Annotated in this window: 13 protein-coding genes; 7 read left to right on the forward strand and 6 right to left on the reverse strand. The window is 53.0% G+C overall.

Going from position 1 to position 15,196, the window contains the following annotated elements:
* Nucleotides 1-897: 897 nt before the first annotated feature.
* Nucleotides 898-3,510, forward strand: coding sequence for a TonB-dependent siderophore receptor (locus C8R21_RS13270; protein WP_258192416.1), 2,613 nt, complete (start codon nucleotides 898-900; stop codon nucleotides 3,508-3,510).
* A gap of 305 nt (nucleotides 3,511-3,815) precedes the next feature.
* On the opposite strand, the gene C8R21_RS13275 is transcribed toward C8R21_RS13270, so the two are convergent.
* The 3 genes from C8R21_RS13275 to C8R21_RS13285 all read right to left on the reverse strand — a co-directional run bounded on the left by C8R21_RS13275 (nucleotide 3,816) and on the right by C8R21_RS13285 (nucleotide 7,234).
* Nucleotides 3,816-4,625: a PEP-CTERM sorting domain-containing protein gene (locus C8R21_RS13275; protein ID WP_107763135.1), complete on the reverse strand. Its 810-nt coding sequence runs from the start codon at nucleotides 4,623-4,625 to the stop codon at nucleotides 3,816-3,818.
* A 285-nt stretch (nucleotides 4,626-4,910) separates the two neighbouring features.
* The gene (locus C8R21_RS13280) at nucleotides 4,911-5,111 is read right to left on the reverse strand and encodes a YbdD/YjiX family protein (protein ID WP_107763162.1); all 201 of its coding nucleotides are present in this window, start codon (nucleotides 5,109-5,111) and stop codon (nucleotides 4,911-4,913) included.
* A gap of 50 nt (nucleotides 5,112-5,161) precedes the next feature.
* Nucleotides 5,162-7,234 (reverse strand): carbon starvation CstA family protein, encoded by a 2,073-nt coding sequence (locus C8R21_RS13285; RefSeq protein ID WP_107763136.1) that lies wholly within the window; start codon nucleotides 7,232-7,234, stop codon nucleotides 5,162-5,164.
* Between the two features lie 271 nt (nucleotides 7,235-7,505).
* Between C8R21_RS13285 and C8R21_RS13290 the strand changes: the two genes are divergently transcribed.
* Nucleotides 7,506-8,816: a cache domain-containing protein gene (locus C8R21_RS13290; RefSeq protein WP_107763137.1), complete on the forward strand. Its 1,311-nt coding sequence runs from the start codon at nucleotides 7,506-7,508 to the stop codon at nucleotides 8,814-8,816.
* A 67-nt stretch (nucleotides 8,817-8,883) separates the two neighbouring features.
* Nucleotides 8,884-9,543, forward strand: a complete 660-nt coding sequence (locus tag C8R21_RS13295; protein WP_258192417.1) for a response regulator transcription factor — start codon at nucleotides 8,884-8,886, stop codon at nucleotides 9,541-9,543.
* A 115-nt stretch (nucleotides 9,544-9,658) separates the two neighbouring features.
* On the opposite strand, the gene C8R21_RS13300 is transcribed toward C8R21_RS13295, so the two are convergent.
* Nucleotides 9,659-10,225 carry a DNA-3-methyladenine glycosylase gene (locus tag C8R21_RS13300; RefSeq protein WP_074974185.1) on the reverse strand — a complete coding sequence of 189 codons (567 nt, stop codon included), beginning with the start codon at nucleotides 10,223-10,225 and terminating at the stop codon, nucleotides 9,659-9,661.
* A 170-nt stretch (nucleotides 10,226-10,395) separates the two neighbouring features.
* Here C8R21_RS13300 and C8R21_RS13305 point away from each other — a divergent pair, with 170 nt between their 5' ends.
* The gene (locus C8R21_RS13305; RefSeq protein ID WP_107763139.1) at nucleotides 10,396-11,331 is read left to right on the forward strand and encodes a DMT family transporter; all 936 of its coding nucleotides are present in this window, start codon (nucleotides 10,396-10,398) and stop codon (nucleotides 11,329-11,331) included.
* A 130-nt stretch (nucleotides 11,332-11,461) separates the two neighbouring features.
* On the opposite strand, the gene C8R21_RS13310 is transcribed toward C8R21_RS13305, so the two are convergent.
* Nucleotides 11,462-11,842, reverse strand: a complete 381-nt coding sequence (locus tag C8R21_RS13310) for a hypothetical protein (protein ID WP_107763140.1) — start codon at nucleotides 11,840-11,842, stop codon at nucleotides 11,462-11,464.
* A gap of 420 nt (nucleotides 11,843-12,262) precedes the next feature.
* Between C8R21_RS13310 and C8R21_RS13315 the strand changes: the two genes are divergently transcribed.
* Nucleotides 12,263-13,507, forward strand: a complete 1,245-nt coding sequence (locus tag C8R21_RS13315) for an OprO/OprP family phosphate-selective porin (RefSeq protein ID WP_107763141.1) — start codon at nucleotides 12,263-12,265, stop codon at nucleotides 13,505-13,507.
* Nucleotides 13,508-13,659: 152 nt separating this feature from the next.
* Here the strand turns inward: C8R21_RS13315 and efp are convergent, their stop codons facing one another.
* Nucleotides 13,660-14,226, reverse strand: coding sequence for an elongation factor P (efp, locus tag C8R21_RS13320; protein WP_074974179.1), 567 nt, complete (start codon nucleotides 14,224-14,226; stop codon nucleotides 13,660-13,662).
* Between the two features lie 19 nt (nucleotides 14,227-14,245).
* Between efp and C8R21_RS13325 the strand changes: the two genes are divergently transcribed.
* Both C8R21_RS13325 and C8R21_RS13330 read left to right on the forward strand, forming a co-directional pair.
* Nucleotides 14,246-15,001 (forward strand): uracil-DNA glycosylase, encoded by a 756-nt coding sequence (locus C8R21_RS13325; protein WP_107763142.1) that lies wholly within the window; start codon nucleotides 14,246-14,248, stop codon nucleotides 14,999-15,001.
* Between the two features lie 2 nt (nucleotides 15,002-15,003).
* On the forward strand, nucleotides 15,004-15,192 hold the full coding sequence (locus C8R21_RS13330) for a tautomerase family protein (protein ID WP_107763143.1): 189 nt from the start codon (nucleotides 15,004-15,006) through the stop codon (nucleotides 15,190-15,192).
* Nucleotides 15,193-15,196 lie beyond the last annotated feature (4 nt).

Consider the following 15,196-nt stretch of genomic DNA (forward strand, 5'->3'; position numbering starts at 1 on the left):
TAACGCCTGCGGCCGATGCAGCGGAAATGGAACCTCCGAACGCTAAAGCAGCTATCGCTATCTTGGAAAGATTATTCATTATTGTATCTCCTTATAATCCCTGCGTTTATTTCTATAAATTTGGTAAAAACCACCGTCTTTAGACGGTGACTTTGACTTTAAATGTGTTGACTCATGCGCGCTAGCTTGGTGCGGATAGGCGACTTTAGTCGTCTGCACCCAAGCTGCGCTAACCCACCTACTTCTAGTAGGTGGTAGTTTAGTAAAAGTTACGTTGGAGCCGCTATAGGCCTTGCCCGTTTTCCATGTCTTTCAGGTCTGAAAAAGCAAACTATAGCCTTATCATCGGGAGCAAAAATCATGCCGCATATCCTTTTCTCGATAAAACATGAGCTTACGTAGCTAATCCTGCTTTTTAGAGGCGCGAGTGTAAGAAATTACGACAAATAGTGGGTAACTCTGTCCCCGACGCTGACCAAGGCGGAAAAAACAAACTGCAGACTTCCCTTCAAAATCTCATATTTATCGTGCTATAAAACCGATCCGGGGATCTTGGTCAGCTTATTGCTTTTCCTTCATTGTTGAAATATTATAAAAATAATTCTCATTTAATGAGATCATAAAAATTATTTCAAATTCTCATTTCCTGCTTTCAGTTCCGTGTTTTCAAGGCGAGACATGAGACACAAGGCATTTTCGTCACACGGAATGCGCCCGCAGCAGCTCACGTAAAGTCGGACAGAAATAATACCAGTAAGCGTTGAAGGAAGAATTTTCTTAACCATCCCGTCGGGATGAACGTCTGCGCGTGAACCGCAGCTTTTTAGCCAGCCAGCTCCTCCGGAGCAAGCCAGCCAGTTTATATTTTTTTATCCGTTTTGCCGGAGAGTATGGGCTGTGAGTAATAAAAATCTGCAAGATACCGATTTCACGAATACTTCGTGGCTTGTTTCAAATGGAACATGTGAGAGTGGCAGAACTGAGGTGTTGAACTGCGTGCCTTCCCTTAAAAATAATAAGCCCGTTCAAAAGCACGATGAGGGCAGGGCCGAATGCGGTTTTCGTCCATCTCGTCTTATCGTGGCCGTGCGCGGTGCCCTGATCGGATTGGGGTTGGCCTCGTTGGCTCTGCCCCAGATAGCGATGGCAGAATCAAACATTGTCGCCCAGGCTTCCGCTGTCACCTACAGTATTCCTGCAGGTGCAATGGCAGATGCGCTCAACCGTTTTGCCCAACAAGCCGGAGTCAGCATTTCTTTTGCTGCGGCTGATGTGAAAGACGTCGCCACAAAAGGGCTGAACGGCAAGTTTTCGGTTCAGGAGGGGCTGGAGCATCTTTTGGCTGGCAGTGGCTTGCAGTGGGCGTCGCAGGAGGAAGGCTATCTTGTAAGGAAACAGCCAAGGGGAGTGAGCGAGCAACCGACCGTCCTGCCTCCTATCAGGGTGACTGCAAGTGCTGTAACCGAGCCGACAGATGGTTACATGGCGACGAAGAGTTTCAGCGCTACCAGGACAGACACGCCATTGCGCGATGTGCCGCAGTCCATAACCGTCATGACCCAGGATATGATCCAGGATCAGACCATGCAGAGCATTACTGACGTAGTGCGCTACGTGCCGGGGGTCGTGCCCTCGCAAGGGGAAGGCAATCGTGATGCGGTGATTTTTCGAGGCAACAATACGACCGGGGATTTTTATGTCGACGGTCTGCGTGACGATGTCCAGTATTTCCGCGACCTCTACAATATCGACCGGGTTGAAGTTCTGAAGGGTTCCAACGGAATGATTTTTGGCCGCGGCGGGGCAGGGGGTGTAATCAATCGGGTCACCAAGGAAGCCGGCTGGACGCCGGTGCGGGAGATCGCGGCCCAATACGGGTCTTTCAGTCACAAGCGCATTGCTGTCGATCTGGGTCAGCCCATCAATGACGTTGCCGCTGTCCGCCTCAACGCCATGTACGAGCACTCGAACAGTTTTCGCAATGGCGTCGAGCTGGAGCGTGGCGGCGTGAATCCCACATTCACGTTCAAACCTACTGCCCAGACGAAAGTCGTTTTCAGCGGGGAATACTTTTTTGACCGCCGCACGGCGGACCGGGGCATTCCTTCATTTGGGACGCGAGCAGGAGTCGTGGATTCCGGCCGTCCGGCTGATACCCACCGATCTACCTTCTTTGGCAATGCCGCCAACAGTCCGACACATGTCGACGCCTGGTCGCTCAATTCCCTGATCGAACATAACTTCGATAACGAGGTCAAGATACGCAACCGTACCCGTTATGCCAGTTACGACAAGTTCTACCAGAATATATATGCCAATGGTGTTGCCACAGCCGAGGATGCGACCGGCACGGTAGGGATTTCAGCCTATAACAACGCTACTCAGCGGGAGAACCTTTTTACCCAGACCGACTTGTTGTTCAAGCTGAACACCTGGGGCGTAAACCATGAATTCATGACGGGCGTGGAGTATGGCCGCCAGATTTCGGATAATTTCCGCAACACCGGGTTTTTCAACAACAGCACCACAAGTGTAAGTGTACCTTTCTTCAACCCCATCAGTTTTGATCCAGTAACCTTCAGGCAAACTGCTTTTAATCCAGCCAACCGCAGTGGGGATGCGAACAACCACGGTGTGGTCGAAGTGGTAGGCGTCTATGTCCAGGATCAGATCACTCTGCTTCCCCAGGTCAAAGCCGTTCTCGGTCTACGCTACGATAATTTCGACATGAATTTCATTGATAAGCGTGACGGTACCAGATTTCATACCAATGACGGGTTGCTTTCTCCGAGGGTCGGCTTGATCTACAAGCCGATCGATCCGGTTTCCATCTACGGCAACTACAGCCTGGCTTATGTACCGCGGGCGGGTGATCAACTAAGTTCAATCAGTCCGAGCAATGCGACTCTCAAGCCGGAACAATTCATGAATCTGGAGCTGGGGGCCAAATGGGATATTCGACCCGATCTTTCCTTTACCGCAGCCTTGTACCAGCTCGAGCGCAGCAACGTCATCGCTCCCGTTCCAAATGAGCCCACCCAGAGCATGCTGGTTGATGGACAGAGGGCTCGTGGGGCAGAGGTGAGCTTGATGGGACGAATCACCCCGCAGTGGAGCGTGATGGGGGGGTACGCCTATACCGATGCCGAGATTACCCGCACGATATCGGGTACGGGGAGTACAACTGTGCCGGCAGGCTCGATTGTGGCGCAGGTTCCCAAGCATACCGTTTCCATGTGGAACCGCTATGATTTCACACCTTTTCTCGGGCTCGGGCTGGGCGTGATTCACCGCAGCAGCATGTACGCCGCGCTCGACAACACGGTGCTGTTGCCAGGCTTTACGCGCATGGATGCAGCGATGTTCGTGCGGCTCAACAAGGTCATCCGTGTCCAGGCAAATATCGAGAACCTAGCCAATATCGATTATATTGCCTCCGCGAATAACAATAACAATATCCTTCCCGGTGCGCCGCGTATTTATCGCCTGACGGTAGTTGCCAATTTTTAGGCTAATAAGCTCGACCAAATATCCTTCCCTCCGTTCCCTCACCCGCAAGCAGGAGAGGGAATGGGAAAAGAGGGAGTGATAGTGTGAATGGCCGTGAGGATAGGATCGAGGCGTTCAGATTCTGGGGATCGGACGCAAATGGAATGAAAGAGTGCGGCTGCTATCCAAGTCACCAGGCATGAAACTGTTTGACGTCCCATCCCATTTCTTCCTCTCCCATGTTTCCTCTCCGGAGCGAGAGGGGGATAAAGCAAAAAGATCAGAAGGGAGGGGAGGTCAAAAAGTAGGCTTAGGCCGATAAAAATTTAAGCTATGCTGACAGCACTTCGGCGGCGCACGATCATACCTATTAGTCCCAGCCCCGCGAGCAGCATGGCGTAAGATTCCGGCTCCGGTATCATGCTGGGGCTGCCCATCGCGGCATTCATATTGAAACTGATTGAGCCACTGCCGGGGCCGGCGGCAAAGATGCCGAAAACGAGGTTTCCTGATTTTGAGTCGGGCGATTCCCCATAGTAGGAATTTAGGGAAAAGGAGGCATTCGAATATGAATTGAAACTTCCATTATCCTCATAGCCATAAAAGTTCGCGGAAGCACTGACCGAGGCCGAGGTGGAGTCATAGTAATTATATTGTTCTCCCCCAGTTATATTTAATGTATAGGGGATAGTTACGGTCAACACGCCAGGCCCGTCGAAAGTGAAGTTTTCCGTTCGATATCCAGAGGCCGAGGCGCTGGGGGTATCCCAGTAGTAAGAAGAATCTTCACCCAACGATTGAGCGTTGGCCGAGAAGGTTGAAGCGGAGGCGGAGGCAGAGGCATAGGTGTTGGTAGTGGCATCCGCATTTGCGGTGATGGACGAAGTCCAATCGTAGATCGACTTTGTATTGTATTCGCTTCCTTCGTCGCGAACATGAGATGACGAGCTTAAGCTGGTGTATTCGTTGGAGAAAGTTACGGTAGGTACGTTTCCATCCACGCCCGTCACCGAAACCTGGAGCTGGCTCCAGTCAAGGGAGGCGCTGGCTGTTCCATCTGCAGCGTATGCTGACTGAGCAAATGCGAAACCGGTTGAGCAACTTATTAATATAAGACCGCGTCTAATCGAGTTCATGATAACCCCCTTGAATATGAAGAGACAGATGCATCTGCATCTGCTTCAGCCGGCTAGCTGAAGCAAGACTATAAGGGGGAGATTCCCGGTTTTTCCGTACACTCGTGAACTGACAAGAAGGCTAAATAGGCGTACGCTAATAGCCGCGTCTTTTGCGCTTTTAACCGTCCTTTATTGCAAAAGACGAACCGCCTGTTCACAGTGTACCCATTCCTGAGCTTGAGGAAAGGCTCAGGTGGCTGGGATAGTCAAGACAGGTGGATGGATTGTCTTATGGGAAACGCTCTAACAGCATCGCGTCACTTTGCCATTGCCGCCATACCTTGCCTCCTGGCGCTCGCGGAAGAATTCCTCATATGACATGACGGGCCGATCTGGATGCGCATGGTGCATGTGTGCGACGTAAGTGCTGTATTCAGGCATGCCTACCATCAGCCGCATGCCCTGCCCGAAATAACGCAATCCACTCACAATTCTGGTTAACATCGTTTGCTTCTCCTCGCTAATTTTCCCGAAATCACCTTCACGTTCTGTCATCACGTTCTTGATACGGCTTCAACCGGCAATAACTCGAATGGCGCTTCCCTGGCGGTGGGGGTGCCGAGGGCGCGGGCGCGCAACACCGTGCGGATGCCGAATGCCAGCATGCTGATGAGTACCAGCATGAATAATGCCGCCAACGACGCATTGATATAATCGTTGAAAATCACCTGCTGCATCTGTCCGATGGATTTGGCCGGCGCAAGCACCGTGCCTTCCGTGACGGCTTCCTTGTATTTGTTTGCATGCGCCAGAAAACCGATGCGTGGATTGGGATCGAATATCTTCTGCCAGGCTGCGGTCAGGGTGCAGACAAAAACCCAGACGGCAGGAAGAATTGTCACCCACGCGAAACGATCCTGCTTCATCTTGAACAGCACACAGCTGCACAATACCAGGGCGATGCCTGCCAGCATCTGGTTGGAGATGCCAAATAGCGGCCACAGGGTATTGATGCCACCCAGAGGATCAACCACCCCCTGATAGAGAAAGTAACCCCAGCCTGCGACACAGACAGAAGTGGCAATCAGGTTGGCGATTATGGAATCGGTGCGCTTCATGAAAGGAATGAATGAACCCAGCAAATCCTGCAACATGAAGCGTCCGGCGCGGGTACCCGCATCGACTGCGGTGAGGATGAAAAGCGCCTCAAACAGAATGGCGAAGTGATACCAGAAGGCCATCATCGCCTGGCCGCCCAGCACATCGGAGAGGATTTGCGCCATGCCCACTGCCAGGGTGGGCGCGCCGCCAGTGCGGGAAATGACGGTATGCTCCCCGACATTCCGTGCCGTTTGCGTGATCATCTCGGGCGTGACATGGAAACCCCACTGAGATATGGCTTGGGCTGCGGATTCCGCTGTGGTGCCGATGATTGCCGCCGGGCTGTTCATGGCAAAATACACCCCGGGCTCGATGGTGGAGGCGGCAACCAGCGCCATGATGGCGACGAATGATTCCATCAGCATGGCACCGTAGCCGATGAAGCGTGCATCGCGCTCATTGCGGATCATCTTGGGCGTGGTCCCGGAAGATATGAGGGAATGAAAGCCGGATATTGCCCCGCACGCTACCGTAATGAACAGGAAGGGAAACAGGCTGCCTGACCAGACCGGCCCCGAGCCATCCACGAACTGTGTCAATGCCGGCATCTTCAGCTCTGGTGAGATGATGAGGACGCCGATTGCCAGGCTGACCACGGTACCAATTTTGAGGAATGTCGAGAGATAATCGCGTGGCGCCAGCAGCAGCCATACCGGCATCACGGAGGCAATGAATCCGTAACCGATCAGGAGCCATGTGAGTTGCTCGCCAGTCAGCGTGAACAGCGCGGCGAGCGAGGGAATCTCCTGCACGTACTGGCCACCGACAATCGAGAGTATCAGCAGCACAAAGCCGATCAGCGACACTTCGCCAATGGAACCGGGGCGAATGTAGCGTGCATAAACTCCCATGAAAAGCGCAATAGGAATGGTGGCGGCGACGGTAAACGTTCCCCAGGGCGATTCCGCCAGCGCCTTGACCACAATCAGGGCGAGCACCGCAAGGAGGACCAGCATGATGAAGAATGTGCCGAAGAGGGCGATCATGCCCGGCAACTGCCCCATCTCGGACTTGATGAGATCGCCGAGCGAGCGGCCATCGCGCCGGATTGAAATGAACAGCACGATGAAGTCCTGCACCGCGCCGGCGAGCACGACACCTGCGAGGAGCCAGAGCATGCTGGGCAGGTAGCCCATCTGCGCAGCCAGTATCGGCCCGACCAGGGGGCCAGCACCGGCAATGGCGGCGAAATGATGGCCAAATAGCACATACTTGTTGGTTGGCACATAATCCAGCCCATCGTTGTGCTTGTAAGCCGGTGTCATGCGAGTGGGATCGAGCCCCAGCACTTTGCTGGTAATGAACCGGCTGTAGAAGCGATAGCCGATGGTGAAGACACAGACTGTTGCGACAACGATCCATAGGGCGCCAATCGGTTCGCCGCGATTCAGGGCGACAACTGCAAAGGCGAACGCACCGATGGCGGCAAATGCAAACCAGCCGAGTTTGCTGATAAGGGTATTCATTTTTTCTCCCGATTCGAATTCCTATTGAAGAGATTGAAGCTGATACCGCCCATACGAGTCCTCAAGATCGGCATTAATCCGAAGCCGGTGTGTACGAGCAGGTCTGATATATCGTAGATAATGATGAAGAGCTTGCGCTAGCGGGAAATTACCAGAGAAAGGTTTCGCAAATTACCAGAAGTTACAGTACGCGCAAGGATACGGATAAATTCAGGAGGACTTTAGTAAAAGTACCAGAGAACAGCGGGAAGATTATAGCTAAGATGCCGATATGAAACTAAAACAAAAAATCATTCTTTTCGCGGTCATACCGCTGCTCGTCGTGTCGTTCGTCATCGCGATGACAGTGCATCGTCATTCAGTCTTGTTGGCCGAACAACTCCGTCAAGTTATCAAGACAGCTTACCTCGCCAGCAAAGATGAAGAATTGAAAAACTACGTGGCGTTGGCGAAAAATTCAATTGAAGGCGCCGACAAAGCCGGGGCGGGGGATGAGGGCGCGAGGGAGCAAGCGAAAGCCACATTGGCAAAACTCGAGTATGGCGGCCGTGACGGATACTTCTTTCTGTTCGACATAAACGGCAAGTCGCTCATGCATCCCCGACTGACGGAAAGAGTTCAGCAGGTTTGGTGGGATTATAAGGATGCAAACGGCAAGCTGGTTATCCAGGACCTCGTCAGGAGAGGACGTGCTGGGGGCGGTTTCGAGGATTACCTATGGGAAAAGCCCTCCCGCGATAATACTCTTACGCCGAAGCGTGCCTACGTCGTGGAACTTCCCAACCTTGGCTGGATACTGGGTACGGGAGTCTACCTGGATGATGTCGAGGATGCTTTAACCCGTATCGATGCACAGGTTTCCCGCAGCGTCTTCGATACGACTGTCTGGATCGCGGCCACCGCTCTTATAAGTGTTACCGTGATGATATTGTTCGGTTGGAGCTTCAACACCTGGGAGCGGCGTGACGCAACCTGGAAGGAACGCAAGCGCATCGCCGGAGAGCTGCATGCCGGAGTTTGCCAGAGATTAGGAGCTGCGAAGTTGACGAGTGAAAGAAAAGCGCTGGAACTGATGGAGGTGGATGGGCCGACAGATCTGGCTGAGGAGGCTTTGCGGCACACAGCAGCCGAAATTGGAGTGGCTATGTCCGAGGTGCGCGAAATTTCTCACGGGCTTCATCCCGAAACATTAATGCAGTTTGGACTTGCCCACACGCTGCAACAGCTTCAGGAGAAATGGGCGGGTTCCTTCAGTGGAGAAATTGAGTTGACGATTCCTGGTCAAGCTCGTCCACTTGGGCTTGACAGCAGTTTTGTACTGTATCGCATAGCACAGGAGGCCTTGCAAAATTCGGTAAAGTATTCCGAGGCAACCAGGATAGCGATACGATTGCGGGTCGGATGGCGGAAGGTAGAGCTTGTCGTGGCCGACAACGGACGAGGCTTTCCCGAGGGCGAGGACTTTAGTCCCGGCATGGGTTTGATCAACATGAGAGAGAGGGTGAAAGAGATTGGAGGAATGTTGAGCATTACCTCAACGAAAGAGGGCGTGATAATACGCGCCGTGGTTCCGCGGCTCTGAATCAAGTAAGGGAAATGTTTAAATAAGTAAAGGGAACGTTATGAATACTCCAGGGACTGTAAAAATAATGCTGGTCGAAGATCATCCTCTGTATCGTGACGCACTGCGAAATCTGCTCCAGACGGACCGGGATTTCTTGGTCGTGAAGGAGGTAGCGACTGCAAACGCGGCCCTCCAATACGCAAAACTCACCGATATCGACGTGATGCTGATCGATATAGGACTGCCCCAGGGAGTTGAGGGATTGGAGCTTGTGGACAATTTAAGTAAATTCCCTCGTAAGCCCGCTATGCTCATAATCAGCACACATAAGAAGCGGGAATACATCGAGCGGGCAAAAAGCTCTGGCGCGCAGGGTTATATTTCAAAGGATGAAGCTGCTGAGCAGATATTACATGCAGTTGACGAGGTCGCGGCAGGCCGGCAGATTTGGGTCGGCGATAAAATTGAGCCAATGCATCAGCGGCCACCTACGCCCAGGGAAATGTGTGTCCTCAAATATATTGCACAGGACCTGACGACCAAAGAGATTGCCAGAAAACTGGATGTGAAGGTTCGAACGGTGGAGGCGTACAGGCTTAACATCCGCGACAGATTCGGGATTAAGACCGCTGTCGAGCTTTACAAATTCGCGATGAAATGCATGGAGCTCTATGGCGTTCCCGAATGCGTTGAAGCTGAAAAGTATGAAACGGGAAAGAGGCAAATTCTTTCCGTGGCAGAGTAACCCACCACCTGCTCCATCTCATTGATGCCAGTGGCTGCACTGGAATGACCGCCGAAGTGCCGAGGTCCCTCTTTACCCTAGCCGGGAATATGGGACACGCAGTGTGCGCGTAACGCTAGCGGAATGGACGACTCAGAAAAGGGGAACCGGCAAGTCCGAAGCGCCAGGGGACATCCTTTGCTTTGGAAATCCCTATACGCGGACCTGTTACAACTGGAACAGGATCAGAGGAAGGGGTAAGCTGAAATGGAGGAGTATCGATCGGCATTCCGCTATGCTCGTGTGTGATGCCCAGCGCCTGACATACCCGGCCAGGGCCGGAACAGAGAAGCCTCTCATCGCTCAGCCCTCGCCGCTTACGCATGATATCCAGCCCGGCAAGTGGTTCGATCGCGCGAATCAATACGCCAGCTCCATGTCCCGCGGGACGGCAGACAAAATTCAGGCACCAGTGAATGCCGTACGAGCGGTAGATGTAGGCATGGCAGGGAGGGCCGAACATCACCTGATTACGCCTGGTAGGACCCGAAAAGCTGTGCGAGGCAGGATCATCATGGTCATAAGCTTCTGTCTCTACGATCCGACCGCCAACTCCGTTTATAAGCAAGGTGGCGCCTATGAGGGAGCGCGCAACGTCAACGGAAGAAGCTGAAAAATCGATAGGTGGTTGAATCATGCTCATGGCGCAGATTTTATACAGGGCGCCTCAAAAAACCAACTGCCTGCTTCTTGCAGTGACTTGCTCTGCCGGGCCTTACCCTAATGGCTATTTGCTGCTTCATTCAATAAGCGGATAGGATATTTGTCCTGCCAGGTTTTTGGTGGAGCTTTTGAAGGTTAAACTTAAGCTGAATGTTGATTGACGAAACCTCGAGAAGGAAAGCGGAGGGGGAAATATCAGCGCCCGTGCTCATGATTGCCGCAACCTTGCTTTTTGCCACCATGAGCATGTGTGTCAAGCTTGCTTCGGCAGAGTATGGTACGGGTGAAATGGTGTTTTATCGAGGCCTCGTTGGAGCCGTGATCGTGTTTACACTGGCGCGAAGGCGGGGCGTCACGCTTCGCACCTCCGTTCCGGCGTTGCACTTCTGGCGAAGTCTGACGGGTGTGTGCGCACTTGGGCTCTGGTTTTACGCCATAGAAGCACTGCCACTTTCTGCCGCTGTAACACTGAATTACACGGCTCCTATCTGGATGGCTGTCCTGCTCATCGGCGGCTCAGTTTTTCGGAAGCAGGGGCGAGCCGATGCGCGTCTGATCGGTCCAATTTTTGCCGGGTTCGCTGGCGCCATCTGTATTCTTCGGCCTGCGATCCAGAATGATCAGACATGGGGTGGTTTCGTAGGCCTGCTCTCCGGCCTGCTCACCGCAATGGCATACCTCCATGTGGCTGCACTCGGCAGAGCAGGTGAGCCGGATACACGCGTTGTATTTTTTTTCTCCATTGCCAGCATGGGAGGGGGAGCCCTGGTAACATTCCTTGCAGGTGGATGGCACGCTCACACGCTGCATGGCCTGGGATTGCTGCTGGCCATGGGGTTGCTTGCGACATTGGCCCAGTTACTGCTTACCCGCGCCTATGCGATCGGAAAACTGCTTGTCAATGGCAGCCTTCAATACCTCGGCATTGCCTGGTCCTACCTGTATGGAGTATTGCTATTCGGGGACCGGATTACCGGCGTAGCACTGCTCGGGATGGGACTGATCGCGCTGGCGGGAATTGCGGCCACAGCGTTACGTGAACCTCTTGCTTCTCCTGGCGAAATGGAAGCGCCAGAAGGGCTTTGAAACGGACGTTGAAAGGGATTCCGGGATTCTGAAGGGCAGGCAGAGGCATGGAAGGGTAGGTACTGCAAGGATGGGGCTGAAAGGAAGAGTTGCCGCGGTAAACGTTCAATACCGCGGCAACATTCCTCGATCAGTTCGGTCCGATCGGTCCACCTTGTTCATACTTCGGATCCTTTATGGGTCTTCCCTCTTTGTCCACGGGGAAGTTCGGGACATGACCTTCCGGACTGGGTGAGCGCGGATCTTTGGCGCGGTCAACTCTTTTCTCCTGGTCTACATAACCTGAATCCATAGGTTCTTCAAGAGTGTCGTATGGAGTCGGCTCTCCGCCAGGTCCTTTTTGAGAACCTTGTCCGGTGTAGCCACTTTGCCCCCCGGAACTTCCTTGGCCGGAACTCGCCCCGCCGCCGTATTGGGCATACGCCACACCTGCAATGCTGAAAACTGCTGCACCCGTCAGCGCCAATATCGACGCCAGTCCCCGGTTAATTGATGTCGAAGATGATTTCATGGTTATTCCTTCTTGTCGATCCAGCGATATTGCTGTGTCTGAAAGATTACGTAGAGCGCACGGGCGGGTCAGTGCGGTAACACACGAAGCTGTCCTTTGGGGTGCAATCCAGTCCCGGCCGGATCGTAACTGGAGGGGGACATGGCGGGAATCGGCGGGGCTGAAAATTACATCGCCTGCTTCTCCCCAGAAGGTATTCAACAAGCCGGAATGATGCCGAATTTCTCATGGTCATTCTCTTGTTAAAGTAGCAAAATTGCGGTAATTCAATGATAAGGTCTTCTTCTTAATTATTCAGTACGTTATCACGCGCATACTGATAGGTGCGGCTGGGCCGACTCCAGGCTTATCCATGCCATTACGGTTTTCAGCCCGTTGACAGCAAATACCGTTCCTCAATATTGCCTTTTGATTGTCCTGATGAGCGCTCCTCCTGCCTGGGCGCAAGCGCTTATTCTCGATACAACGGATAGTCCTAAAATCAAAAGTCAGAATGGCAATTTTGAAATGGTTTTCGGCGCGCGGACTCATCTCGATGTACATGCCTTCGATAACGATAAAGCCCATTCCTCCTATCCACCGTTCGGGAGCCAGATACCCGGCAGCTTTCCCGATAGCGGGTTTAACTTCCGGCGGGGGTATACGGACGTAACAGGCAAAATCTATGATCTGGGTTTCAAATTCCAGAACGACTTTGCCGCTGGCACTTTTCCCGGCAGTCTGCGGGAGGTCTGGGTTTCAGCAAAGCTTGGCCCGGGTCTGTTGACCGTCGGCCAGTTCAAGGCTTATCGTGGTATGGAGGAATTGACAAGCTCAAATGAAGTTACCATGATGGAGCGTCCTTCGACTTCATCTACCGGCATTTACAGCGGACGGCAATGGCTGATGGGAGTGGGTTACAAAGGAATCTTCCGCGAGCAGATCGGTTACGCTGCGGATATCATGAGTTTGACGCACGCCGGTATGCCTATTTCAGGCGCGAGCTATGGAGGGCGCTTATTCTGGGTACCATTTGCGAACGAAGGTAACATTCTTCACTTCGGATTCTCCTATAGTATGGATACCTCCAGTAGCGAATCCCTTGCAGCAAAGTTTGTGGATATTTACGGCGGTCGTCGCGGAATTACTAAATCTCTCGGGGTTGCTGGCAAAAGTTCGGCTTTAGCCGGCCATAGCAGCCAATCGACCTTTGCCCTCGAAACCGCGTGTGCGCTTGGGCCGGTGACCTTGCAGGGAGAGTACGTAAATTCGACGCTCGACGATACGCATCTTGTATCAGGCAAGCAAAAAAATTCGACGATACAATCCTATTACGTGCAGGGGAGCTGGTTTGTGACGGGCGAGAGAACCGTTTACCGGAAAGAGCGCGGGGCTTTGGGCAAACCAAAGCCCAGAGGAGAATGGGGGGCTCTCGAACTTGCCGTACGCTACGATTTCGCTGAAAACATGGCTCAGAGCCTGATCGCTGACCCCTGCGGTACCGGAACCTCAAAATGCCAGGTAGAGGTCATTACATTGGGCGCTAACTGGTATGTTCGCAAGGGTCTGCGTTTCATGCTCAATTATTATCTGACGAAAGCCTCGATCGGGAACAGCGGTCCGGGCACCCCCAACCGGGAGGACAGTCCAGCCGTACTTTCATTTCGTACTCAGTTGAGTTTTTGACGCAGAAGTTTTGAGTGGGGATGCGCGGCCTCGAACGAGCATGCTGCCTGAATCCTGTCCATCTTCATATGGTCTGTCCGGAGGATGAATTGTCTATTTTCCTTGCCCGCCTCGCTGAAGCGCTATAAGGAAAGCCTACCGCTATAAGGGGCCTACATGCGCTCGATATATTCACCGCTATCGGTATTGACCTTGATTCTTTCCCCCTGCAGGACGAACGGCGGGACCATGACGACCAGCCCGGTCTCCAGCGTGGCGGGCTTGTAGGAACTGGTCGCGGTGGCGCCTTTCAGGTTGGGCTCGGTATCGGTGATGGTGAGCACCACACTGGCAGGAAGTTGCACGCCGATTGCCCGATCGTTGTGGAAATTGACCTGGATATCCGTATTCGGCAGCAGATATTCATACTGGCCTTCGAGGAAATCACGCGACAGGCTCAATTGCTCATAGTTTTCCTTATCCATGAAGATATAATTGTCGCCCTCCTGATAGAGAAAGGTCATTTCCCGCGGCTCGACGAAAGCACGTTCCACCTTGTCTTCGGTGCGGATGCGCTGGTTGGTCTTTGTGCCTGCTTCGATATCTTTCATTTCCACCTGCATGAAGGCCCCGCCGCGGCCGCCAACATGGACGTGGTAACATTTCAGTACGCGCCAGATTCGCTTGTCCCATTCAATCAGATTGCCGACGCGAATTTCGGTAGCAAGAACTTTAGCCATATTTTTTTGGTGAATTCGTTTGAATCAAGAAGCGCGCATCTTACTACAAAAAACTGATGATAATTCTGCCCCGGTTGAGTTTTCGGCAGATTGCCGCCGTTGCCCCCGGTTGGCCGGATTTCTGGATGAGGTAAAAGCGCGCCACCCCGATTATCATGCCCGGCCGGTGCCTGCTTTTGGCGATCCCAGGCCCAGGCTTCTGATCATCGGGCTGGCGCCGGGAATGCACGGCGCGAACCGGACGGGCAGGCCTTTTACAGGCGATTTTGCGGGCGTTCTCCTGTATGGAACACTTTTCAAGTTCGGTTTTGCCAACCATGAAGGGTCTGCTTCCATCAATGACAACCTGGAACTGATGCAATGCCGCATCACTAATGCCGTCAAATGTCTTCCGCCGGAGAACAAACCGGAGGCAAGCGAGATCAGGCAGTGCAACAGGTATCTCGCACATGAGATTTCAGCCTTTGCTGAAGGAGGCGGTAGCGCGCTGCTGGCTCTTGGCGCGGTTGCTCATCAGGCTGTGCTGATGGGATTGGGACTCAAGCCGAAGTCCCATGCCTTCCGTCATGGTGCCGTTCATGTGCTTGCTGGAAACTGCGGGCCTGATGACTCGAAACGCAACGGGTTGACGCTATATGACAGCTATCATTGCAGCCGTTACAATACCCAGACTCATCGCCTGACGACAGAAATGTTCGAAGGAGTGTTTGCAAAAATCCGCTCTGACCTGGCTTTACAGCAGGCACAGGCATCGCAGCCGAAACCTGGAGATTAACCATGCCCTACGTCAATATCCGTATTGCCGGCTCGCTCAGTCGCGAGCAGAAGAAACAGATCGCTCAGGAAATAACCGATACGCTGGAGCGCATCGCGCATAAGCCCAAATCCTATACTTATATCGCTTTCGATGAAATGCCCCATGAAAACTGGGCCATCGCAGGCAGCCTGCTGGGTGAGGAGGACTGATCGC

This window comes from Nitrosospira multiformis, assembly GCF_003050865.1.
Classification (GTDB): domain Bacteria; phylum Pseudomonadota; class Gammaproteobacteria; order Burkholderiales; family Nitrosomonadaceae; genus Nitrosospira; species Nitrosospira multiformis_E.